At 69.8% G+C, this 22,636-nt stretch carries 18 protein-coding genes; 11 read left to right on the forward strand and 7 right to left on the reverse strand.

The features are described 5' to 3' along the window. The first annotated feature begins 69 nt into the window (after positions 1 to 69). Positions 70 to 201 carry a hypothetical protein gene (locus SPR02S_RS65715; protein WP_019058602.1) on the forward strand — a complete coding sequence of 44 codons (132 nt, stop codon included), beginning with the start codon at positions 70 to 72 and terminating at the stop codon, positions 199 to 201. 85 nt (positions 202 to 286) lie between these two features. Here SPR02S_RS65715 and SPR02S_RS19120 read toward each other — a convergent pair whose 3' ends face one another. After that, positions 287 to 1,894: a purple acid phosphatase family protein gene (locus SPR02S_RS19120; protein WP_052347010.1), complete on the reverse strand. Its 1,608-nt coding sequence runs from the start codon at positions 1,892 to 1,894 to the stop codon at positions 287 to 289. A gap of 152 nt (positions 1,895 to 2,046) precedes the next feature. Between SPR02S_RS19120 and SPR02S_RS19125 the strand changes: the two genes are divergently transcribed. Both SPR02S_RS19125 and SPR02S_RS19130 read left to right on the forward strand, forming a co-directional pair. Then, on the forward strand, positions 2,047 to 3,090 hold the full coding sequence (locus SPR02S_RS19125; protein WP_019058604.1) for a 3-isopropylmalate dehydrogenase: 1,044 nt from the start codon (positions 2,047 to 2,049) through the stop codon (positions 3,088 to 3,090). A 264-nt stretch (positions 3,091 to 3,354) separates the two neighbouring features. Further along, positions 3,355 to 4,443 (forward strand): branched-chain amino acid aminotransferase, encoded by a 1,089-nt coding sequence (locus SPR02S_RS19130; protein ID WP_019058605.1) that lies wholly within the window; start codon positions 3,355 to 3,357, stop codon positions 4,441 to 4,443. On the opposite strand, the gene SPR02S_RS19135 is transcribed toward SPR02S_RS19130, so the two are convergent. Beyond that, complete coding sequence (locus tag SPR02S_RS19135; RefSeq protein WP_019058606.1) at positions 4,440 to 5,867, reverse strand: cytosine permease; 1,428 nt, start codon at positions 5,865 to 5,867, stop codon at positions 4,440 to 4,442. The two genes, SPR02S_RS19130 and SPR02S_RS19135, sit on opposite strands and share 4 nt — an antisense overlap. A gap of 117 nt (positions 5,868 to 5,984) precedes the next feature. On the opposite strand from SPR02S_RS19135, the gene ureA reads away from it, so the two are divergent. From ureA to cimA, 7 genes are all read left to right on the forward strand, one after another. Beyond that, a complete protein-coding gene (ureA, locus tag SPR02S_RS19140; RefSeq protein WP_019058607.1) occupies positions 5,985 to 6,665 on the forward strand; it encodes an urease subunit gamma in 681 nt (226 codons plus the stop codon). Continuing rightward, positions 6,662 to 8,335, forward strand: a complete 1,674-nt coding sequence (locus SPR02S_RS19145; RefSeq protein WP_019058608.1) for an urease subunit alpha — start codon at positions 6,662 to 6,664, stop codon at positions 8,333 to 8,335. Before ureA ends, SPR02S_RS19145 begins: the two co-directional genes overlap by 4 nt. A gap of 23 nt (positions 8,336 to 8,358) precedes the next feature. Next, entirely contained in the window at positions 8,359 to 9,378 is a 1,020-nt protein-coding gene (locus SPR02S_RS19150; RefSeq protein WP_026150691.1) for an agmatine deiminase family protein, read from the forward strand. A 25-nt stretch (positions 9,379 to 9,403) separates the two neighbouring features. Further along, positions 9,404 to 10,006, forward strand: coding sequence for a TetR/AcrR family transcriptional regulator (locus tag SPR02S_RS19155; protein ID WP_019058610.1), 603 nt, complete (start codon positions 9,404 to 9,406; stop codon positions 10,004 to 10,006). A gap of 124 nt (positions 10,007 to 10,130) precedes the next feature. Then, positions 10,131 to 11,381, forward strand: coding sequence for a TolB family protein (locus SPR02S_RS55950; protein ID WP_158697842.1), 1,251 nt, complete (start codon positions 10,131 to 10,133; stop codon positions 11,379 to 11,381). A 30-nt stretch (positions 11,382 to 11,411) separates the two neighbouring features. After that, positions 11,412 to 12,671 carry a TolB family protein gene (locus SPR02S_RS19165; RefSeq protein WP_019058612.1) on the forward strand — a complete coding sequence of 420 codons (1,260 nt, stop codon included), beginning with the start codon at positions 11,412 to 11,414 and terminating at the stop codon, positions 12,669 to 12,671. 310 nt (positions 12,672 to 12,981) lie between these two features. Beyond that, the gene (gene cimA, locus SPR02S_RS19170) at positions 12,982 to 14,586 is read left to right on the forward strand and encodes a citramalate synthase (RefSeq protein ID WP_019058613.1); all 1,605 of its coding nucleotides are present in this window, start codon (positions 12,982 to 12,984) and stop codon (positions 14,584 to 14,586) included. Positions 14,587 to 14,599: 13 nt separating this feature from the next. Here cimA and SPR02S_RS19175 read toward each other — a convergent pair whose 3' ends face one another. The 3 genes from SPR02S_RS19175 to SPR02S_RS19185 are packed head-to-tail and all read right to left on the reverse strand — an operon-like array spanning position 14,600 to position 17,556. After that, entirely contained in the window at positions 14,600 to 15,076 is a 477-nt protein-coding gene (locus SPR02S_RS19175) for a hypothetical protein (protein WP_218006580.1), read from the reverse strand. 23 nt (positions 15,077 to 15,099) lie between these two features. After that, complete coding sequence (locus tag SPR02S_RS19180; protein ID WP_158697843.1) at positions 15,100 to 15,642, reverse strand: hypothetical protein; 543 nt, start codon at positions 15,640 to 15,642, stop codon at positions 15,100 to 15,102. A gap of 45 nt (positions 15,643 to 15,687) precedes the next feature. Further along, on the reverse strand, positions 15,688 to 17,556 hold the full coding sequence (locus tag SPR02S_RS19185; RefSeq protein WP_019058616.1) for a ricin-type beta-trefoil lectin domain protein: 1,869 nt from the start codon (positions 17,554 to 17,556) through the stop codon (positions 15,688 to 15,690). A 134-nt stretch (positions 17,557 to 17,690) separates the two neighbouring features. Between SPR02S_RS19185 and SPR02S_RS19190 the strand changes: the two genes are divergently transcribed. After that, complete coding sequence (locus tag SPR02S_RS19190; RefSeq protein WP_019058617.1) at positions 17,691 to 20,708, forward strand: glycoside hydrolase family 3 protein; 3,018 nt, start codon at positions 17,691 to 17,693, stop codon at positions 20,706 to 20,708. A 35-nt stretch (positions 20,709 to 20,743) separates the two neighbouring features. Here the strand turns inward: SPR02S_RS19190 and SPR02S_RS19195 are convergent, their stop codons facing one another. Together SPR02S_RS19195 and SPR02S_RS19200 are read right to left on the reverse strand one after the other, a co-directional pair. After that, positions 20,744 to 21,835: a sensor histidine kinase gene (locus SPR02S_RS19195; protein WP_043258366.1), complete on the reverse strand. Its 1,092-nt coding sequence runs from the start codon at positions 21,833 to 21,835 to the stop codon at positions 20,744 to 20,746. After that, entirely contained in the window at positions 21,828 to 22,532 is a 705-nt protein-coding gene (locus tag SPR02S_RS19200) for a response regulator transcription factor (RefSeq protein WP_019058619.1), read from the reverse strand. The genes SPR02S_RS19195 and SPR02S_RS19200 overlap by 8 nt, the downstream gene beginning before the upstream one ends. Between the last annotated feature and the right edge of the window lie 104 nt (positions 22,533 to 22,636).

The raw sequence follows: 22,636 nt of genomic DNA on the forward strand, positions 1-22,636 counted from the left end.
CATTAGGCAGTGGGGGAGTCTCGTAACCCCCTTCAGTACTCCAGGAATTATCGAAGGAGTCGGTTCCCCATGGCCGAGACGACCGCCCGCCGCCGAGTCCGCCACGTGCCCCGCACGAGCGAGTCCGAGCGCAAGGACGCCGCCGCTGCCCTCCAGCGCGCCCTCGACCGCCGGGACAACGGTGGAGAGACCGGCCACTGAGCCGAGGTAACGCCTTAAAAAGCACGCCCATCTTGAAGCACGCCCACAAGCCGGGAGCCGCGCCCGCACGGGGTGCGGCGCGGTCTCAGTGACCGCGCCGCACCTCGAAGTGGTCGATGCGCTTGCCGTCCCCGTCCAGGGCCGAGACCCTGAGCCGGGGCGTACTGCCGCTCTCCGCCTCCACCGAGAGGAGGGAGAAGCCCCGGTAGCGCACCCGCGACCACTCCACCGTCTCCGCCTTCGTGTGCTGGCCCTCGCCCCACTGCACGGTGTCGACCGTCCCGTGCCGCGTGACGTGCCCCTCGTAGCTCTCCTTGACGCCCGCCGGGAAGCCGTACAGATCGCGCCCGCCGCCGCCCGCCGTGACGTAGACGATCCCGTCCTTCGTCGGATCGGTGGACGCGCCGATCGGTACCGCCCTGCCGACCGCGTTGTCCCTGATCGCGTCGGTCCGCTCGTAGACGTGGTTGTGCCCGTTGATCACCAGGTCCACCTGGTGCTTCGCGAACAGCGGCAGCCACTCGGTCCGTACCCCGCCGTCGGATGCGTGCTGCGAGGTCGAGTAGGCGCAGTGGTGGAAGAAGACGACGACGAAGTCGATCCCCTTCGTCGCCCGCAGCTCACGCAGCGTGCCGTCCAGCCACTTCGTCTGCTTCCCGTCCGTGTAACCGAGGTTGGCGGTGATCTCGTACGACACGTCGTTCGCGTCGAGCGCCACGATGCCGACGTTGCCGTAGACGAAGGAGTACACGCCCGGCGCGTGCGACGGGTCGAAGCCGTTCTCCGGGAGGGACCAGCGGGCGAGCTGGCCGCCGTAGCCGTCGGGGGAGTACCAGGCCTCCATGTCGTGATTGCCGGTCGTCACCATCCACGGGACGGACCGGGAGACCGGCTCGTTCTGCTTGAGGAACAGGTCCCAGTACGTCGGGTCGTAGCCGTCCGTCGTCTTGCCCAGGCCGTTGGTGTCGGCGTAGCAGATGTCACCGGCGTGGAGGTGGAAGGCGGGATCCTCGCGCAGGATCACATGGTCGTTGGCGGCGGCCGCGTTGCTCACACCCTGGTCGCCGAAGGCCGTGAACACGAACTTCTCGGGGTTCGCCGGTGCCGTACGGAACGAGCCGATCGTCGGGCGGTGTGCCGGTGCCGCCGGGTCGTAGCCCTCGTGGCCGACGCCGTAGTAGTACGTCGTGCCGGGGCGGAGGCCGTTCAGGGCCGCGTGGACGTAGTACTGCTCCACCGCGGGGCGTACGCCGGTCAGCCCGGGGGTGTGCAGGTCGCGTACCTCGGCGGTGATCCGGCGGCTCAGGTCGTCCGGCCGCGTCCCGACGCGCACGTACGGCTTCCTGACCGCGAACGGGACCTGCCAGGAGATCCGCATCTCCGTCTTCGGGTCGCCGCCGAAGGCGAGATGGCGGCCGAAGGGGGTGACGACGGCGCCGGGCACCTTCGACGTGGCGGGGCTGCTCGTTTTCCCGCCGGCCGCCTTGCCGTCGGTGGTCCCCTTGCCGGCGCATCCCGTGAGCAGTCCGCCCGCGGCCACCGCGCCCGCCGTCACCAGCGTGCGGCGTCTGGTCCGCTTCGTGCGCAGGTACTCGTACTGCTCGGCCATGCTCATCCGGGCCGCGAGGTGTTCCGGGATGCCGCAGTCGGGTACGGGGGGTTCGGGGGGTGTCCCCCCGATAAGCACAGTCATGTCGATGAAACTCCCCCAGAAGTCCAACGGCCTCCCGGCATAAGGGTGAACACCGGTCGAACGGCCGACACCGGCGCCCGCGAACCATCCGCCCCCGTCCGCATCATGGACGCCCGGTGTCATCCCATGGGACGCGGAGTACGGTGTCGGGCATGTCTCGCAGCATCGATCTCGCAGTGATCCCCGGTGACGGCATCGGTCAGGAAGTCGTGGCCGAAGGTCTGAAAGTCCTCTCCGCCGTCCTTCCGCAGGATGTGAAGCTGGAGACCAAGGAGTTCGACTTCGGCGCCCGGCGCTACCACGCCACCGGTGAGACCCTCACCGACGCCGACCTGGCCGCGCTGAAGCCGCACGACGCGATCCTGCTGGGCGCGATCGGCGACCCCTCGGTCCCGTCCGGGGTGCTGGAGCGCGGCTTCCTGCTGAAGCTCCGCTTCGCCTTCGACCACCACGTGAACCTGCGGCCGAGCAAGCTGCTCCCGGGAGTGGCGACCCCCCTCGCCGGTGAGCCGGAGATCGACTTCGTCGTGGTCCGTGAGGGCACCGAGGGTCCGTATACCGGCAACGGCGGCACCATCCGCAAGGGCACCGAGCACGAGGTCGCCACCGAGGTCTCCGTCAACACGGCCTTCGGTGTCGAGCGCGTCGTCCGCGACGCCTTCGCCCGCGCCCAGGCCCGCCCGCGCAAGAAGCTCACGCTGGTCCACAAGAACAACGTGCTGACCTTCGCGGGCCACCTGTGGACGAACGTCTTCAACAAGGTCGCGGCCGAGTTCCCCGAGGTCACCACCGACTACATCCACGTCGACGCGGCGACGATCTACCTCGTCACCGACCCGGCCCGTTTCGACGTGATCGTCACCGACAACCTCTTCGGCGACATCATCACCGACCTCGCCGCGGCCGTCTCCGGCGGCATCGGCGTCGCCGCGAGCGGGAACATCAACCCGTCCGGCGAGTTCCCCTCGATGTTCGAGCCCGTGCACGGCTCGGCCCCGGACATCGCGGGCCAGGGCAAGGCCGACCCCACCGCCACGGTCCTGTCCGTCGCCCTCCTGCTGCGTCACCTCGGCTACGAGCCCGAGGCCGTCCGCATCGAGGAAGCCGTCTCCGCCGACCTCGCGGAGCGCACCGGCAAGCCTGCCCGCTCCACCACCGAGATCGGCGACGCGCTCGCCGTACGAGTAGCCGGCTGACCCCGCCGCCACTCGAAAAACTCTCGCAGTATTTCGAAGCCGCCGGGTCGCATACGCACCCGGCGGCTTTTCTTACGTCCCCGCCGGGTGCCACCATCATCCCTGGGTCGCATTCACGCCGTTTTCGTCCACGGTCCTCCCCGCGCGATAATCGAACGCGGAGCCGCGGAATGAGGCAATGCTCGGACGTCCTAACACTGGCCACTGGCAGTCGAGGGGCGTGAGCGCGGCCCGTCACACACAACCGGTGAAGGACAACCACTCATGACGACGCCCACGATCGAGCTCAAGCCCTCGGCCTCGCCACTTTCCGCCGCCGAGCGCGACGCGATTCTGGCGAACCCCGGGTTCGGCCGCCACTTCACCGACCACATGGTGACGATCAAGTGGACCGAGGGCCGCGGCTGGCACGACGGCCAGCTCGTGCCGTACGGCCCGCTCTCCCTCGACCCCGCGAACATGACCCTGCACTACGCGCAGGAGATCTTCGAGGGCCTCAAGGCCTACCGGCAGGCCGACGGCTCCGTCGCGACCTTCCGCCCCGAGAAGAACGCCCGCCGCTTCCAGACCTCCGCCCGCCGTCTCGGCATGCCCGAGCTGCCGGTCGAGACGTTCATCGAGGCCTGTGACGTGCTGGTCCAGCAGGACCGCGACTGGGTCCCGGCGCACGGCGGCGAGGAGTCCCTGTATCTGCGCCCGTTCATGATCGCGACCGAGGTCGGCCTGGGCGTGAAGCCCGCCAACGAGTACCTCTTCCTGGTCATCGCCTCGCCGGCCGGCGCCTACTTCCCCGGTGGCGTGAAGCCCGTCTCCATCTGGGTCTCCGAGGACCACGTCCGCGCCGTCCCCGGCGGCATGGGCGACGCCAAGACCGGCGGCAACTACGCCGCCTCCCTCCTCGCCCAGGCCGAGGCCGCCGAGCAGGGCTGCGCCCAGGTCTGCTACCTCGACGCGGTCGAGCGCACGTGGGTCGAGGAACTCGGCGGCATGAACCTGTACTTCGTCTACGGCAACCGGATCGTCACCCCCACTCTCACCGGCTCGATCCTGGAGGGCGTCACCCGTGACTCCCTCCTCACCCTCGCCCGTGACCTCGGCTACGAGCCGGAGGAGGGCCGGATCTCCATCGACCAGTGGCAGCGCGACTCGGAGAACGGCACGCTGACGGAGGTCTTCGCCTGCGGTACGGCCGCGGTCATCACCCCGGTCGGCACGGTCAAGCGCACCGGCGCCGAGTGGCACCAGTCCGACGGCGAGCCCGGCGAGGTCACCCTGAACCTCCGCGCGGCCCTCCTCGACATCCAGCGCGGCGACGCCGTCGACAAGCACGGCTGGATGCACCAGCTCGGCTAGACACGACTGCTCACCTCGGTGGCCGTCGCGGACCCGGTGTCCGCGGCGGCCTTCGCCGTCAACAGGACGAACGTCAGCCCGCCCACCACCCCCGACAGCAGGAAACTGCAGTCCACCCCGCCGGTGAGCGACAGCAACGGCCCCTCGTACGACGGCAGCGACACCGCCAGCAGACCGACCGCCGCGCCCACCGCCCAGGAGATCACCGCCGGGACGTTCCAGCCCGCCCGGAACCAGTAAATCCCGCCCCGGGAACGGCGGTTGAAGACCTGGAGGGCATCCGCGTCGTACATCCCGCCGCACCGCACGAAGCCGATCAGCGTGATGACCGCCCACGGCGTGCCGATCGCCGTCAGGAGCAGCACGAAGGACGTCATCGCCGACTGCGCGTTCCAGGCGTAGTGCCCGACGAACACGCACACCGTGGCGACGATCGCGACCGTGCAGGTCGCCCGCGCCCGGGACGCGCGCGGCAGGATCGCGTCCAGGTCGAGGCCCATGGAGTAGAGCATCAGCCCGGCGTTGCCCACCGACCCCGCCGAGGCGGCGAGCAGCAGCGGGACCAGGTACCAGGTGGGCGACGCCGACACCAGCGGGCCCGCGTAGTCGAGAGCCGCCCGCGCCCCGAACGCCGTGAACGTGCCGAAGAGTTGGGGGACGAGGAGACCGGCGATCAGGCCGAGCCAGGTCGCGTGCAGGACCCGGCGCGAGGAGTGGCGGGCCGGTGAGATGTAGCGCGTGTAGTCGCCGAGGAGGGTGATGAACGCGATGGGCCCGGACAGTCCCGCCGCCACCGTCGCCAGACACCACGTCGGCCAGAACCCGCCCAGCAGATAGCCGCCCGCCTCCGGCAGCGCGCCGGTCGTGAAGTGCGGGGCGTACGCGACCACGCCCAGGATCAGCAGTGCCGTCATGCCGACCGACAGCACCCGGGACATCGCGAGCAGCACCCGGTAGCCGTAGACCGCGCCCGCGACGGTCGCCCCGGCGAGCAGCGCGTACACGACGGCGTACGACGCCCCGTTCGCCGGCAGCCCGAACAGCCGCCCCAGCACACCCACCATCACATCGCCGCCGATCCACACCGTCAGCGCGGTGTAGCCGAGGGCGAGCAGCAGCCCCACGACCGAGCCGACCAGCCTGCCCCGCACCCCGAACTGGGCGCCGGACGACGTCGACAGGTTGGTCGCGGTACGCAGGGACACCAGTGCCAGCGGCGCCGTGAACACCGTCCCGACCACCGTGCCCGCGACGATCGACGACACGGAGGCCCACCAACCGAGCCCGAACGACGGCGGCAGCCAGCCGAAGATGATCACGCCGAGGCAGAGGTTGGAACCGAGCAGGATCGACACCAGATCACGCGGACCGCTGGTGCGTTCCTCGTCGGGGATGGTGTCGACTCCGCGCTGTTCGATCGGCATGGTGAGTCCCCTCATTCTTAGAGTGACGTTCAATGTGAACCGGGTGCAGCTGGCGCGTCAAGCCTTTCAGGATCGGGTTTTACTGTTTAGAGTGATGCTCTAAAGGAGGGACACGGGATGCGACTGACCCCCACGGAACGCGACCGGCTGCTGCTGTTCTCGGCCGCCGAACTGGCCCGCGCCCGCAAAGCGCGCGGCCTGCGGCTCAACGTGCCCGAGGCCACCGCGCTCATCGCGGACACGGTGTGCGAGGCGGCCCGGGACGGGAGGCGGCTGGCTGAGGCCATCGAGCGTGCCCGGTCCGTCCTCGGTCCCGACGACGTGCTGCCGGGTGTCGCCGACATCGTCACCGAGGTGCACGTCGAGGCGGTCTTCGACGACGGTTCGCGCCTCGCGGTGGTCTCGGATCCCATCGGCGGGGGACTGGCGGCCGATGCCCCGGGCGCGCTCCTCCCCGGCCCCGCGCACGCCGAACCCGAGGCGGTCGTACGGCTCACCGTCACCAACACCGCGACCGTCCCCGTCTCCGTGACCTCCCACTTCCACTTCTTCGAGGCCAACCCGCGCCTCGACTTCCCCCGCGCCGAGGCCTACGGCATGCGGCTCGCCGTCCCCGCCGGATCGTCCGTCCGCTTCGGCCCGGGCGAGAGTGCCGAGGTCGGCCTGCTGCCGATCGGCGGCGAGCGGATCGCGATCGGTTTCGCGGGCCTCGTCGACGGCCCGCTGGACGCGCCGGGCGCGAAGGCGGAGGCGCTGCGCCGGGCAACTGCCTGCGGTTACCTGGGAGTTGAGCTGTGAACCCGTACGAGTACGCTGCCACCCACGGCCCCCGCGCCGGCGACCGGGTCCGCCTCGGCGACTCCGGCCTGACCATCCGCGTCGAGTCCGACGCGCAGCGCTACGGCGACGAGTTCCTCGCCGGGTTCGGCAAGACGGCCCGCGACGGACTGCACCTCAAGGCCGCCGCCGTGCGCGAGACGTGTGACGTCGTGATCAGCAACGTCGTCGTGATCGACGCCGTGCAGGGCATCCGCAAGGTGTCCATCGGGATCAGGGAAGGGCGGATCTGCTCCATCGGGCGGGCCGGTAACCCCGACACCCTGGACGGGGTGGACGTGGTCGTCGGCACCGGCACGTCGATCGTGTCCGGCGAGGGGCTGATCGCCACCGCGGGCGCGGTCGACACCCACGTGCACCTGCTCTCGCCGCGCATCATGGAGGCGTCGCTCGCCTCCGGGGTGACGACGATCATCGGGCAGGAGTTCGGCCCGGTCTGGGGCGTCGGCGTCAACTCGCCCTGGGCGCTGCGCCACGCGTTCAACGCCTTCGACGCCTGGCCGGTCAACATCGGCTTCCTGGGCCGGGGTTCGTCGTCCTCGGACGCCCCGTTGATCGAGGCGTTGGCGGAGGGCGGCGCCTCCGGCTTCAAGGTGCACGAGGACATGGGCGCCCACACCCGCGCGCTGGACACCGCGTTGCGGGTCGCCGAGGAGTACGACGTCCAAGTCGCCCTGCACAGCGACGGGTTGAACGAGTGCCTGTCCGTCGAGGACACCCTGCAGGTCCTGGAGGGCCGGACGATCCACGCCTTCCACATCGAGGGCTGCGGCGGCGGACACGTGCCCAACGTCCTGAAGATGGCGGGAGTCGCGAACGTCATCGGCTCCTCCACCAACCCCACCCTCCCCTTCGGCCGGGACGCGGTCGCCGAGCACTACGGCATGATCGTCTCCGTCCACGACCTGAAGACCGACCTGCCCGGCGACGCCGCGATGGCCCGCGACCGTATCCGCGCCGGGACGATGGGCGCCGAGGACGTGCTGCACGACCTGGGCGCGATCGGCATCACCTCGTCCGACGCGCAGGGCATGGGTCGAGCCGGTGAGACCGTGCGCCGTACGTTCGCGATGGCCGGGAAGATGAAGGCCGAACTGGGCGCCCCGGACGTCGGCCACGACAACGACCGCGTCCTGCGCTACATCGCCAAGCTGACCATCAACCCCGCGATCGCCCACGGACTTTCCCACGAGGTCGGCTCCATCGAGGTCGGCAAGCTGGCGGACATCGTGCTGTGGCGCCCCGAGTACTTCGGCGCGAAACCGCAGCTCGTCCTCAAGTCCGGCTTCCCGGCCTATGGCGTGGTCGGCGACCCCAACGCGGCGACCGACACCTGCGAACCCCTCGTCCTGGGACCGCAGTTCGGCGCGCACGGCTCGACACCCGCCGATATCTCCGTGGCCTTCGTGGCCCAGGCCGCCCTGGACCAGGGCGGCGACGCGATGCCAACTCGCCGTATACGCGTGCCGGTTCGCGGCACGCGGGGCATCGGGCCCGCCGACCTGCGGCTCAACTCCCGTACGGGAGCGGTCGATGTGGACCAGCGGACCGGACTGGTCACCCTCGACGGCGAGCCGATCCGCTCCGAACCGGCCGAGTCCGTCGCCCTCAACCGCCTGTACTTCCTCTAGTACCAAGAGACTTGGGACTTCTGATGAGCTTCCGTATGCCCCCCGAGTGGGCCCCGCACGAGCGCACCTGGATGGCCTGGCCCGGCCCCAACCCGACTTTCACCAACGCTGAGGAGCTGGCCGAGGCCCGCGCCGCCTGGGCCTCCGTCGCCCGTGCCGTGCGCCGCTTCGAACCGGTGACGATGGTGCACGGGCCGGGGCAGGGCGAGTCGGCGCGCGAACTGCTCGGACCGGACGTCGAGCTGGTCGAGCGGGAGCTGGACGACGCGTGGATGCGGGACATCGGCCCCACGTTCGTCACCGACGGCAACGGCCAACTGGCCGCCGTGGACTGGACGTTCAACGGCTGGGGCGCGCAGAGCTGGGCCCGCTGGGAGCACGACTCCAAGATCGCCCGCCATGTCGCCGACCTGACCGGGGCACCGGCACTGAGCAGCAGCCTCGTCAACGAGGGCGGCGCGATCCACGTCGACGGCGAGGGCACGGTGCTGCTCACCGAGACCGTCCAACTCGGCGCCGGCCGCAACCCCGGCTGGACGCGCGAGCAGGTCGAGGCGGAGATCCACGCCAAGCTCGGCACCACAAAGGCGATCTGGCTCCCGCACGGCCTCACCGGCGACTACGGCGTCTACGGCACGCAGGGCCACGTCGACATCGTCGCGGCCTTCGCCCGGCCCGGCACCGTGCTGGTCCACAGCCAGCGCGACCCGGCCCACCCGGACCACGCCCGCTCGCAGGAGTACCTCGCCCTCCTCCGCGCCGAGACCGACGCGAAGGGCCGCCGACTGGAGGTCGTCGAGGTACCCGCCCCGACCGTCCTCAAGGACGAGGACGGCGACTGGGTCGACTACTCCTACATCAACCACTACCTCTGCAACGGCGGGGTCGTGCTCTGCGCCTTCGACGACCCGGGCGACGAGATCGCGGCCGGCATCTTCCGTCGCCTCTTCCCCGAGCGGACGGTGACACTGGTGGACGCCCGTACGATCTTCGCGGGCGGTGGAGGCATCCACTGCATCACCCAACAGCAGCCGAAGATCTAGGGACCCGGCGAGAGGGGGTCGGACGATGGCCGGTGCGCGGAAGAACGCGCCGCCGCGCGAGGACGTACTCGCCGCAGCCATGCGCATGATCGCCGAACGCGGCCTGGAGCAGCTCACCATGGCGGCGCTCGGCCGCGAGGTCGGCATGAGCAGCGGGCATCTCCTCTACTACTTCCACTCCAAGGACGAACTCCTGCTCCAGGCCCTGGAGTGGAGCGAGGGCAGGCTGGGCGCCGAGCGCGGCCGACTGCTCACCCGCAGCACGGCGACGGCCCGCGAGCGCGTCGACGCGTACGTCGACCTGTACGTCCCGGACGGCCACCGCGACCCGCACTGGACCCTGTGGCTGGAGGTCTGGAACCGCTCGCAGAACGCCGACGACGAGGCCCGCGACCGGCAGGCGGCCATCGAGGGCGTCTGGCATCGCGACCTGGTCGCGCTGATCGCGGAGGGGGTGTCACGGGGCGAGTTCCGGGCCGTCGACCCGGACCGTTTCGCCGCCCGGCTCCGCGCTCTCCTGGACGGTTTCTCCATCCATGTGGCGATCGGGCTGCGGGGCACGGACCGGGCGCAAGTTCTCGGCCACGTACGGGAGTTCATCGACGAGGGGCTCCTCGCGGACGCGTGACCTTCCGTCCGGGTTGTACGCAATAGGGCCGATTGACCATGTGGCCGGTGCTGCGTTTGCCTCAAGGGGAGCCCTCGGCGCAAGGGCCCGGGGGGAAGACAAGGTTTCGGGGGGAACCATGTTCATGTCCGCACGCATCACCGTCGGCCTCGCCGCCGGCGTCGTGCTCGCCTGCACCGCGGTGACCGCGACCGCCGCACCGCACGCGCCCCGCGTCGAGCGGGTCAGCACCGGCACGCACCACACCCAGGCCGACGGCGCCTCCGCCGCGCCGGCGATCAGCGCGAACGGCCGCTATGTGGCGTTCACTTCGGCCGCGACCAACCTCGTCCCCGGCGACAAGAACGGGGTCGCCGACGTCTTCGTCCGTGACCTTCGCACCGGCCGCACCGAGCGCGTCGCCGAGGGCCCGGCGAGTGCCCCCGCGCTGAGCGGGGACGGCCGCTACGTCGTCTTCGCCACGGCGGCCCCGCTCGCGAAGAGTGACGACAACGGTGTCGACGACGTCTACCTCCTCGACCGCCGCACCCATCGCACCGAGCGGGTCAGCACTGGCCACCCGACCGCGGCGAACGTCCACATGATGCCCGCGATCAGCGCGAACGGCCGGATGGTCGCGTACGTGACCTCGGCCCCGGACGCCGCTCCGGGCGACACGAACGGCCGGGACGACGTCGTGGTCCACGACCGCGGGACGGGCCGGAACCAGCTGGTCCAGTACACGACTTCCGGTGTCCTGGCCGACGCGGACGCCCTGTTCCCCTCCCTCAGCGCGGACGGCCGGTACGTCACCTTCGACACCCCGGCCCTGCTCGATCCCGAGCACGCGGACGTCTCCAAGACGCGGCTCGTGTACCTGCGCGACCTGCGCACCCAGACCACGGAACTGATCAGCCGGCCGAACAGGTACGCCTACAAGCAGTACGCGGACGCCTCGTCGATCAGCGGGAGCGGGCGGTCGGTGGCGTTCGAGTCCAGCCTTTACTACCTGGTGCCCGACGACACCAACAAGGCCACCGACATCTTCGTGTACGACCGGACGGCACAGACCACCGTCCGGGTCAGCACCGCAGCCGACGGCGCCCAGGCCGACGGCGCGAGCGGCGACGTGAGCCTGAGCGCCAACGGCCGCTACGCGGCGTTCGGTTCGGCCGCCACGAACCTCGTCCCGGGGGACACGAACGGCGTCGCCGACATCTTCGTCAAGGACCTGCGCACCGGGGCGATCCGCCAGTTGACCGGCGGTGCCGACGGAGCCTCCGGTGCCGTCGCCCTCGACGCCGACGGCCGCACCGCCGCGTTCTCCTCCGCGGCCACGAACCTCGTCCCGCGCGACACCAACGGGGTCCCGGACGTGTTCATCCACCGGCACTGAACGACCGACCGTCATCAGGGGGAACAGATCGTGGACATCAGCGCACGGGCCGCACTGGCCACCGCCCTCGTCACCGCCGCGGTGACCATGGCGGGAACGACGGCGACCGCCGCACCCGAGATCCTTTACACCGAGCGCGCCAGCCTCTCCACGAGCGACGGGCAACTGACCGACGCGTCGTTCGGGGCGGCCGCGACGGACGACGGTGTCGTGTTCACCACGAACGCGGCCGTGGACAGCGGGGACACCAACGGCCAGTCCGACGTCTTCTTCCGCAGCTCGACCGGGACGCACGCGGTCAGCTACGCGGCGAAGCCCGGTGACGTCATGGCCGACGGCCCCTCCTACGAGCCGTCGGCCTGTTCCACCGGCCGCATGATCGCCTTCGTCTCCCAGGCTGCCGACCTGACGACGACCCCACGCCAGGACCACGAACCGCTGATCTATGTGCGCAACCGCAGCGTCGGCAAGATCAGCCCGTTGCCGCGCAGTTACCAGGGAGTGCCGTTCACGTCGATGGGCAGTCCGGCGATCAGCTTCGACTGCCAGTGGGTCGCGTTCGTCGCCACGCTGCCCTCCACGCCCGACCACGTGGAGCAGGCGCGCGTCTACCGCTACCGCGTCTACGACGGCTCGATCGCGCCGGTCAGCCAGGTCTCCGAGGACGGCTCACGCGCCGCGGGCCGGCCCTCGATCAGCGCCGACGGCCGCCACATCGCCTACCAGTATTCGATCCCGCACCCGGGAGGCCCCGCCAACGACAGCGACATCTACGTACGCGACATGGAGACCGGGACCCTGGAGAAGGCGTCCGTGGCGCGGAACGGGGGACCGGCGAACCGCGAGTCCACCGGACCGTCGATCAGCGCGGACGGCCGCCGGGTGGCCTTCGACTCCTACGCGTCGAACCTCGCGCACGGGGACACCAACGGCAGCGCCAACGTGTTCGTCCGCGACCTCGACACGGACCGCACGCGCCTGATCAAGGGCAAGGGCCGGGGCGCCTTCACCTACGGGGCCTCGCTCAGCGCGGACGGGCTCCGGGTCGCCTACGAGTCCGGACGCCTGGCCCGTCCGGACGGGCCGCGCCAGGTCTGGCTCGCGGACCTGACGGCCGGCACCGCACAGCTCGTCAGCGCGAACGCGCGGGGCGGCCCGGGTGACGGGTCCTCGACAAACCCCTCCGTCCAGCCGGACGGACTGGCCGTCGCCTTCGCGTCGTACGCCGACGACCTGGTGCCGGACGACACCAACGGCACGCTCGACGTGTTCGTACGGCACCTGAGTTGATCAACCGGCTGTTCGCATCATGAGACGGACGGTGAGCACGGACGCGGGGTGTGCCAAACTGCGTCCGTGTTCTCGTTCGCCACGATTATTGGCAGCAGGCGCGCCGGTCCGCAGTGACCGCCTCGTACGACCAGGTACGGGCGGCCACCGTCGTCACTCGACCCGCGCGCAGACCTCTCGCACCCGCGAGGGGTTTTTCGCTTTTCTGGCCCACCTTCAGCCGGGAAAGCAGTGCGAGGGATCATTGAGGGACGGTGGAGCCGGTCATTCCGGTACAGACCGAGATTCAGATCCTCAGGAGCCAGACACCATGACGGAAACCAGCGAACTCGACGACTCGTTCCACGTCTTCGACACGACCCTGCGTGACGGCGCGCAGCGGGAGGGCATCAACCTCACCGTCGCGGACAAGCTGGCCATCGCACGGCACCTGGACGACTTCGGCGTCGGCTTCATCGAGGGCGGCTGGCCCGGCGCCAACCCGCGGGACACCGAGTTCTTCGCCCGCGCCAAGCAGGAGATCGACTTCAAGCACGCCCAGCTGGTCGCGTTCGGTGCCACCCGGCGAGCCAAGGCCAAGGCGAGCGAGGACCCGCAGGTCAAGGCGCTCCTGGACGCCGGCACCGAGGTCATCTGCCTCGTCGCGAAGTCCCACGACCGCCATGTCGAGCTGGCCCTGCGCACCACCCTGGACGAGAACCTGGAGATGGTCCGCGACACCGTCTCCCACCTGGTTGCCCAGGGCCGCCGCGTCTTCGTCGACTGCGAGCACTTCTTCGACGGCTACCGCGCCAACCCCGAGTACGCGAAGGCGGTCGTACGGTCCGCCGCCGAGGCCGGCGCGTCCGTAGTGGTCCTCTGCGACACCAACGGCGGGATGCTCCCGGCGCAGATCCAGGCCGTCGTCTCCACGGTCCTCGCCGACACCGGCGCCCGGCTCGGCATCCACACCCAGGACGACACGGGCTGCGCGGTCGCCAACACCCTCGCCGCCGTCGACGCGGGCGCGACCCACGTCCAGTGCACGGCGAACGGCTACGGCGAGCGCGTCGGCAACGCCAACCTCTTCCCCGTAGTGGCGGCCCTGGAGCTGAAGTACGGCAAGAAGGTCCTCCCCGACGGCAAGCTCCGCGAGATGACCCGCATCTCGCACGCGATCGCCGAGGTCGTGAACCTCACCCCGTCCACGCACCAGCCGTACGTAGGCGTCTCGGCCTTCGCCCACAAGGCGGGCCTGCACGCCTCCGCGATCAAGGTCGACCCGGACCTGTACCAGCACATCGACCCCGAGCAGGTCGGCAACACCATGCGGATGCTGGTCTCCGACATGGCGGGCCGCGCTTCGATCGAGCTCAAGGGCAAGGAACTCGGCGTCGACATCAGCGGCGACCGCGAGCTGGTGGGCAGGGTCGTAGAACGCGTGAAGGAACGCGAACTCAAGGGCTACACGTACGAGGCGGCGGACGCGTCCTTCGAACTCCTCCTGCGCGCCGAGGCGGAGGGCAAGGCCCGCTCCTACTTCGAGGTCGAGTCCTGGCGCGCGATCGTCGAGGACCGCCCCGACGGCACCCACGCCAACGAGGCCACGGTCAAGCTCTTCGCCAAGGGCGAGCGCATCGTCGCCACCGCCGAGGGCAACGGCCCGGTCCACGCGCTCGACAGCACCCTGCGTGTCGCCCTGGAGAAGATCTACCCCCAGCTCGCCAAGCTGGAGCTGGTCGACTACAAGGTCCGCATCCTGGAGGGCAAGCACGGCACGTCCTCCACGACCCGCGTCCTGATCGCCACGTCCGACGGCTCGGCGGAGTGGTCGACGGTAGGCGTCGCGGAGAACGTCATCGCCGCGTCCTGGCAGGCGTTGGCGGACGCGTACACGTACGGCTTGCTGCGCGCGGGAGTCGAGCCGGCCGAGTAGGCGATCCAGAGATTCAGCAGGAGTCCTCGGCGAGCTTCTCGAACTCGCCGAGGCTCATGGCCTTGCCGTCGGCCCAGACCTGGCCGGGATCGAGGGCAGTGAGATCGGCTGCGCGGAAGGTGACGGTGCCGGTGTACTCGTAGTTGAACTCGGCCTTGCCGAAGGCGAGTTCGTACGTGTAGTCCGGCACCAGCCGCTGCTGTCCCGCGGCACGGGCCCGCCAGCCGGACGGCGGGGTGAAGAGCGGGAACTCGGCGTCGGCGCCGTGCCGCTTGCCGGGTACGCGCCAGCCCGAGAAGTTCCGGTCGGAGTCCGTGTCGGTCGGAGCCCCAGTGAGCGACAGCCCCTGGATCAGGTCGTCGCCGCACGTCCGCAGGACCGCCTGCGGCGCGCCGCTCGCATCTGGGCGCGCCGCCGCCAGTGGCAGATCCAACGCCCCGCACCCACTGAGCAGCAGACCCCCGGCCGCCACACCCACAACTACCGCCACGCCCCGTCGACCCCGCGCCCGGCTCAGCACTTGTCGTCCACAAGGTCGTCGAAGTCGCCCCGGCTCATCGCGCGGTCGTCGGCCCAGACCTGGCCGGGGTGCAGCGACGCGAGGTCCTTCGCGGTGAAGTAGAGGTCGCCGGTGTACTTGACGCCGGTGCCGTACACCTTGAACGTCAGGGAGTAGGTGCGGCCGGGAGCCAGTGCCTGAGGCCCGGTCGCCTCGGTCCGCCACGAGCGGGGCGGCTCGAAGAGCGGGAACGTCGTCGTGCCGAAGGGCTCCAGCGGGGGCCCTACCAGGGGTGTCCGCCAGCCGGTGCCCAAGCTTGGGCTCTCCGCGCTTGCGCTCTCCGCTGTCTCGCTCGCCACGTCGGCCATTTCCTCCTCGGTCCAACTGCCGAGGTCGATGTCCCCCGCGCGGTCGTGACCGCACGGCTTCACCAGTACGACCGGCTGTCCGTCCGTGCCCAACCAGGCCGCCGCCAACGGGAGTTGCGCGGGACTGCACGCGCTCAGCAACCCCACCCCGGCCGCCACACCCACAACCGCCCCCACGACACGTTTCATGTCCCGCCCCCCGTCGAGGGCGGGACACGACACGACCCGCCCCGCCTACTGCAGATGCCACTTCTGGTTGGCAGCCCCCGAGCACGTCCAGATCTGCGCCCGAGTCCCGTTCGTCGACGAATTGCCCGTCACGTCAAGGCACTTGTTGGCCGCCGTGTTCACCACATCACCGGTGGTCGCGTTGTACGACCACTGTTGCGCGGCGGTTCCATTGCAGTCGTACAACTGCACCTTCGCCCCGTCGGCGGTCGAAGCCGACGTCACGTCAAGGCACTTGCCGAGCGAGCGGACCGTGCCGTCGGTGCCCACGGTCCACTGCTGGGCGGTGGAGCCGTTGCAGTCGTAGAGCTGGACGGCCGTGCCGTTGGTGGTCGAACCCCCGGCCACGTCGAGGCACTTGCTCGCGAGGCCGACGAACGCGCCGGTCTGGCTGCCGCCGCCGGACTGCGTGCCCGCCCAGGTGAACGTGGCGGACGTCTTGCCGGGGAGGGAGTAAGTCGCGTGCTGGCCACCCCAGTTGATGGTCACCGTCTTCGCCGTGGACGCGTCGTTGTACGCGATCAGCGCCTTCGATCCGTCCGGGTTGCGCCACGCCACGTTCGGCACGTTCGTGGACGCGGTGGAAGCGATCCGCTGGGCGCCGGGGCGGACGAACTTCGTCAGCTGGCCCATCGTGTAGTACTCGACGGTGTAGTCGACGGTCCCGCTCGCGCCGTCGCCGTTGTGCACGGTGATCAGGCCGGTGCAGGTGCCGCAACCGCCGTTGTGCGGGCCCATGTTCTGGTCCACGGCGAGCGACCACTTGGTCACCGACTTCGCCCAGTTGCGGGTGTAGTCGATGATGTTGTTCATGTCCTCGCGCTGCTGGTTGGCGATCCAGGTGCCGCCGGAGTGCTCGGTGCCGAAGGCGTCCAGCGTCGGGTACTGGTTGTGGACGGTGGTCTGCTTGGCGATGTCACCGCCGTAGCCGTGCCAGGCGATCCCACCGAAGTTGGGGTTCGAGCGGACGGCCGCGTCGTCCACGGTCGCCGCCGCGTACGAGTCGTACACGTCCCAGTTCCAGTCGTGCGCCAGCACCTTCGTGGTCAGGCCGGACGCGTTGAGCTTCGGGAGCAGCTCGCTCTTCGTGAAGTAGGCGAGCCCGGACGCGTTCCAGCTCATCGACGGGTAGCCGGAGCAACACGTCGGCTCGTTCTGGACGGTCACGTACGAGACCGGAACGCCCTGGTCCTTGTACGCCTGGAGGTACTTGACGAAGTAGTTGGCGTAGGCGCCGTAGTCCTCGGACTTCAGCCAGCCCCCGTTGAGGGAACCGCTGTCCTTCATCCACGCCGGTGCCGTCCATGGCGAGGCCATGACAGTCAGAGACGGGTTCAGTGAGAGCGCCTGCTTGGTCAGCGGGACGACATCGGCCAGGTCGTGCGCGATCGAGAAGGAGTTGAGGTTCGGGTCGGTCTGACCGGCCGCCACGTCGTCGTACGAGTAGCCGTAGCGGGCCAGGTCGGAGGCGCCCATCGGGTTGCGCAGGAACGACAGGCCGATCCCGTCGGTTGGTGAGAACAACTTGGTCATGGTCGCGTTCCGGGTCGCCGTCGACAGTGCGCCGCTGCTGTTCATCAGCCAGGCCGCCGTGTCCGTGAAGGACGCGCCGCCCCCGGTGAACGTCTGGTAGCGGGTGTTCTCGTCGACGGTGATGTTCTCGCCGCTGCCACCCGTCCCGGACGAGAAGGCGAACGGCGTCTGGGCCTGGAGGCCGCGCGTGATATGGCGTCCGGCGGCGTCGTCGGTGGTGGTGAGCCAGGCCGTGACCTGTTCACCGGCCGCGTGTGCGGGGGGTACGGCGGCGGTGAAGCCGGCCACGGAGAGCAGTCCGGCGAGCAGCAGCCGGGCCGTGCGGGGGGTTCTCCTGGACATGGATGCGTTAGCCCTTCCTGACGAGATGTCTTGACGGGTCTGCGGGCCGTTAGTTAACTCACGGCGTGATCTAAGTCATGAGTGAACTGTGCGAACCCAGAGTGAACCAGAGCTCCAGAGCCGAGGGAAGGTCCATGCCAAGAACCGCCCTGCTCGTTTCCACCGCCCTGTGCGCCGCGCTGCTGTCACCGGCCGCCGTCTCCCAGGCGGTCGCCGCCGCCGATCCGGCCCCCACCCCCGTCGACCGCTTCGAGGGCGAGGTGCCCTTCGCCAGCCAGCCCGCCGAGGGCATCTTCACCTGGGGCGGTGACACCGACGACCCGCCCCAACTCGCCCTGACCGCGAGACCGGACGCCCCAGAGGGCGAACACGTACTCTCCGGCACCTACGACATCAGCGGCTACGGCGGCTTCACCCACGACTACGCCGCGACCGAACCCGGCCACGACTGGTCGGCGCACCAAGGCATCCGGTTCTGGTGGGACGGCCAGAACACCGGCAAGTCCACCAACTTCGAGATCAAGGACGGCGGCGCGAACGGTGAGGCCTCCGAGCTGTGGACGACGTCCTTCACGGACGACTTCACGGGCTGGAAGCAGATCGAGATCCCGTTCACGAACTTCGTCTACCGCACGGACTACCAGCCCGTCGGCGGCATCGACCACGTCCTCGGCCTCACCCAGATGTGGGGCTACGCGGTCACGCTCCCGGCCGGCGTCAAGAGCCAATTCGCCATGGACGACGTGGAGTTGTACGGCAAGGCCGACCAGTCGCTGCGCGCCTCCGTCACCACCGACGCGGCCGTCTACCCGGTCAAGGAGGGCGCTACGGCCACGGTCAAGGTCACCGTCGCCACCACCGGCGCCGTCCCGCTCGACGACCCGGTGACCGTCGCCTATGCGCCGGACGGCGGCACCGCCACCTCCGGCAAGGACTACACCCCGGTCTCCGGCACCCTCACCTTCCCGGCGGGCACCGCGTCCGGCGCCACCCAGACGGTCAAGGTCCGCACGCTCAAGGACAAGTCCGCCGAGAACGCCGAGACGATCCCGCTGAAGCTCACGGTCACCGGCGCCAAGGCCCCGGCCGAGAACCCGCAGGTCGTCGTCGACGCGCACGGACTGCCGTACCTGGACAGCAAGTTGCCCATCAGGAAGCGCGTCGCCGACCTCGTCAAGCGCATGTCGCTGGAGGAGAAGGCCGGGCAGATGACCCAGGCCGAGCGCGGCGGTGTGGGCACGGGCGCCGACGTCGCCACCTACGACCTCGGCTCACTGCTCTCAGGCGGCGGCTCGACCCCGACGCCCAACACGGCGGCGGCCTGGGCGCAGATGGTCGACTCGTTCCAACTCCGGGCGCAGGCAACGCGGTTCCAGATCCCGCTGATCTACGGCGTCGACGCGGTGCACGGTCACAACAACCTGGCCGGCGCCACGATCATGCCGCACAACATCGGCATCGGCGCCACCCGCGATCCCCAACTCGCCGAGAAGACAGGCGCGGTGACGGCCAGCGAGGTCCGCGCGACCGGCGTCCCGTGGGACTTCGCACCCTGCCTCTGCGTCACCCGTGACGAACGGTGGGGCCGCTCCTACGAGTCCTTCGGTGAGGACCCGGCGCTTGTGCAGTCCATGGAGACGATGATCCAGGGTCTCCAAGGAGCCGCGAACGGCAAGCAGTTGAAGGACGACGACAAGGTCCTCGCCACCGCCAAGCACTTCGTCGGCGACGGCGGCACCGCGTACGGCTCCTCCACGACGGGCACGTACACGATCGACCAGGGCGTCACCACGGTCACCCGGCAGCAGCTGGAGGCTATCCACCTGGCCCCGTACCAGACGGCGGTGGACCGGGGCATCGGAACAGTAATGCCCTCCTACTCCTCGCTCGACATCGTCGGCGACGGCCTGGGCCCGGTGAAGATGCACGCCCGCGCCGACATGATCAACGGCGTCCTCAAGAAGCGGATGGGCTTCGACGGCTTCGTCATCAGCGACTGGAACGCCATCGACCAACTCCCCGGCGACTACGCGTCCCACGTCAGCACCTCGGTCAACGCGGGTGTCGACATGATGATGGTCCCGTACAGCTACAAGGACTTCAGCTCGACGCTGATCGCCGAGGTGAAGGCGGGCCACGTCACCGAGAAGCGGATCGACGACGCCGTATCGCGCATCCTCACCCAGAAGTTCAAGCTCGGCCTCTTCGAGAAGCGGTCCGTCGATACTGCCACGAGCAACGCTTCGAAGATCGGCTCGACTTCGCACCGGGCCGTGGCCCGGCAGGCGGCGGCGGAGTCGCAGGTGCTGCTGAAGAACGCGAACAACGTCCTCCCGCTGAAGAAGTCGCAGAAGGTCTACGTCGCCGGTTCCAACGCCGATGACCTCGGCAACCAGACCGGCGGCTGGACCATCACCTGGCAGGGCGCGTCCGGCACCAACACCACCGGCACGACGATCCTCCAGGGGATGAAGAACGCCGGCGGCAACGTCACGTACTCCAAGGACGCGTCCGCCTCGACCAGCGGCTATGACGTGGGAGTGGTCGTCGTCGGCGAGACCCCGTACGCCGAGGGCATCGGCGATGTCGGCAACGGCAACGACCTGACCCTCACCCCGGCCGACCAGGCAGCGGTGGACAAGGTGTGCGCGGCGATCAAGTGCGCGGTGCTGATCGTCTCCGGGCGCCCGCAGTTGATCGGCGACCGGCTCCCGAAGATCGACGCCGTGGTGGCCTCCTGGCTGCCCGGCACGGAGGGCGACGGCGTGGCCGACGTGCTCTACGGAAAGCGGTCCTTCACCGGCCAACTCCCGGTCACCTGGCCGAAGTCGGAGGCCCAGCTCCCGATCAACGTGGGTGACACGTCGTACGATCCGCAGTTCCCGTACGGCTGGGGACTGACGACGCTGACGAAGGCGCCGACGGGTGGCACGGCCACCCTGAAGGCGCTGGAGGCCGCCGCGGGGAAGACCCGGTCGGCGGCGACCGGCAAGGCGCTCGTCACCAAGGCGCGGCTGATCGTGCAGGCGAAGGCGGGCCAGAACGTCACGGCCGCGGTGTCGAAGCCGTTCGCCGACGCGGACCATCTGCTGCTGACCGGCAAGTACGCGGCGGCCGTGAAGAAGCTGGAGGAGGCGTACCGGGCGGCGTAGGTCCTGCCCGATGACTCACCGCACCCCCCGCGGCCTCAACGGCGCGGGGGGTGCGGCCAGTTGGTGTCGGCGGGCAGTTCCACCGTGACGCGGAGCCCACCGGCCGGGCGCGGGGTCAGGGTGAGGGTGCCGTCGTGTGCGCCGGTGATGGTCTTGACGATCGCCAGGCCGAGGCCGACTCCTTCGTGGTCGGTACGGACGCGCTCGGTGCCGCGCTGGAACGGCTCGGTGAGGGTCGAGACCTGGTGGGCGGTGAGCGGGTCGCCGGTGTTCTCGACCGTGAGCACGACGGTCGTGGCGCGGACGGCGGTGGTCACCCACACCGTGCCCTGCTCGGGCAGGTTGTGGACGATCGCGTTCTGCACGAGGTTCGTGGTCAGTTGGAGCAGGAGCGTCTGCGAACCGTGTGCGGGGGAGATGTCGCCGCCGGTCTCGACGGTGACGCCGTGCTTCTCGGCGAGCGGGAGGAGCGTCTCGGTGGCCTCTTCCGCAAGGAGGGACAGGTCGACGGGTTCCCGGGTGAAGGACCGCTGGTTGGCGCGGCTGAGCAGGAGCAGTGCCTCGGTGGCGTCGATCGCCCGGGTGTTGACGGTGTGCAGGCGGTCGATGATCTGGCCGGTGTCGTGGTCCGGGTCGGCGCGGGCCAGGTCGAGCAGGGACTTCGAGATCGCCAGCGGGGTGCGCAGCTCGTGGGAGGCGTTGGCCGCGAACCGCCGCTGTTCGGCCACGTGGGCTTCGAGCCGGGCGAGCATCGCGTCGAAGGCGTCGGCGAGTTCGCGGAACTCGTCCTTGCGGCCCGGCAGTTGGATGCGGTGGGACAGCGAGCCGTCCGTGGCCATGCGGGTGGCGTCCGTGATGCGGGTCAGCGGGGCGAGCATGCGGCCCGCGAGGATCCACCCGCCGACCAGGCCGAACACCAGCAGGAACCCCAGGGCGACGGCGGCGATCGGAGCGAAGGCGCGCAGCACGGACAGGGTGTAGTCGGGCTCGATGATGAGCCCCATGTGGGGCACACGCGTCAGGAACAACCACGCGGCGGCGAGCAGCAGGACACCGGCGAGCATGAGAAAACCGACGTAACTGAGGGCGAGTTTGAGCCGGACGCTCAACCCGGGCGCCCTATCCACGGTTTCCTCCGTCGGCTCTGTCGTCTCCGGCCTCGGGTCGCGCGTCGATGCGATAGCCGACGCCCGGCACGGTGGCGATGATCCAGGGTTCGCCGAGCCGCTTGCGCAGCGCCGAGACGGTGATGCGCACGGCGTTGGTGAACGGGTCGGCGTTCTCGTCCCAGGCCCGCTCCAGGAGTTCCTCGGCGCTGACGACACCGCCCTCGGCGGCGACGAGGACGTCGAGCACCGCGAACTGCTTCCTGGTCAACGCGACATAGCGGCCGTCCCGGTAGACCTCCCGGCGGAACGGATCGACGCGCAGGCCCGCCAACTCCCGTACGGGCGGCCTGTTGTGGGCGCGTCTGCGGTCCAACGCCCGGAGCCGGAGCGCGAGTTCCTGGAGTTCGAAGGGCTTCGTCAGATAGTCGTCGGCGCCGAGTTCGAACCCGGTGGTCTTGTCGTCGAGCCGGTCGGCGGCCGTGAGCATGAGGATCGGCATACCGCTCCCGGAGGCGACGATACGGCGCGCGACCTCGTCGCCGGAGGGGCCGGGGATGTCGCGGTCGAGGACGGCGATGTCGTACCTGTTGACGCTCAGCAGCTCCAGCGCGGTGTTGCCGTCACCGGCGATGTCGGCCGCGATCGCCGCGAGGCGCAGGCCGTCGCGAATGGCCTCCGCCAGATAGGGCTCGTCCTCGACGATCAGAACACGCATACGTTTGATGCTGGAAGTCGACGCATGTCGTTGATGCTAGAAGTCGGCACCTATCGTCCGCGTATCGAAAACCCGATACGCGCCGACAACACCGGGCCGTCTTG

This window comes from Streptomyces prunicolor NBRC 13075 (assembly GCF_000367365.1).
GTDB classification, from domain to species: domain Bacteria; phylum Actinomycetota; class Actinomycetes; order Streptomycetales; family Streptomycetaceae; genus Streptomyces; species Streptomyces prunicolor.

Excerpts from the sequence above, each read along its gene's own strand:
- SPR02S_RS65715 (WP_019058602.1), top strand. The coding sequence starts at position 70 with ATGGCCGAGACGACCGCCCGCCGCCGAGTCCGCCACGTGCCCCGCACG.
- SPR02S_RS19120 (WP_052347010.1), bottom strand. The coding sequence starts at position 1,894 with ATGACTGTGCTTATCGGGGGGACACCCCCCGAACCCCCCGTACCCGAC.
- SPR02S_RS19125 (WP_019058604.1), top strand. The coding sequence starts at position 2,047 with ATGTCTCGCAGCATCGATCTCGCAGTGATCCCCGGTGACGGCATCGGT.
- SPR02S_RS19130 (WP_019058605.1), top strand. The coding sequence starts at position 3,355 with ATGACGACGCCCACGATCGAGCTCAAGCCCTCGGCCTCGCCACTTTCC.
- SPR02S_RS19135 (WP_019058606.1), bottom strand. The coding sequence starts at position 5,867 with ATGCCGATCGAACAGCGCGGAGTCGACACCATCCCCGACGAGGAACGC.
- ureA (WP_019058607.1), top strand. The coding sequence starts at position 5,985 with ATGCGACTGACCCCCACGGAACGCGACCGGCTGCTGCTGTTCTCGGCC.
- SPR02S_RS19150 (WP_026150691.1), top strand. The coding sequence starts at position 8,359 with ATGAGCTTCCGTATGCCCCCCGAGTGGGCCCCGCACGAGCGCACCTGG.
- SPR02S_RS19155 (WP_019058610.1), top strand. The coding sequence starts at position 9,404 with ATGGCCGGTGCGCGGAAGAACGCGCCGCCGCGCGAGGACGTACTCGCC.
- SPR02S_RS55950 (WP_158697842.1), top strand. The coding sequence starts at position 10,131 with ATGTCCGCACGCATCACCGTCGGCCTCGCCGCCGGCGTCGTGCTCGCC.
- cimA (WP_019058613.1), top strand. The coding sequence starts at position 12,982 with ATGACGGAAACCAGCGAACTCGACGACTCGTTCCACGTCTTCGACACG.
- SPR02S_RS19180 (WP_158697843.1), bottom strand. The coding sequence starts at position 15,642 with ATGAAACGTGTCGTGGGGGCGGTTGTGGGTGTGGCGGCCGGGGTGGGG.
- SPR02S_RS19185 (WP_019058616.1), bottom strand. The coding sequence starts at position 17,556 with ATGTCCAGGAGAACCCCCCGCACGGCCCGGCTGCTGCTCGCCGGACTG.
- SPR02S_RS19190 (WP_019058617.1), top strand. The coding sequence starts at position 17,691 with ATGCCAAGAACCGCCCTGCTCGTTTCCACCGCCCTGTGCGCCGCGCTG.
- SPR02S_RS19200 (WP_019058619.1), bottom strand. The coding sequence starts at position 22,532 with ATGCGTGTTCTGATCGTCGAGGACGAGCCCTATCTGGCGGAGGCCATT.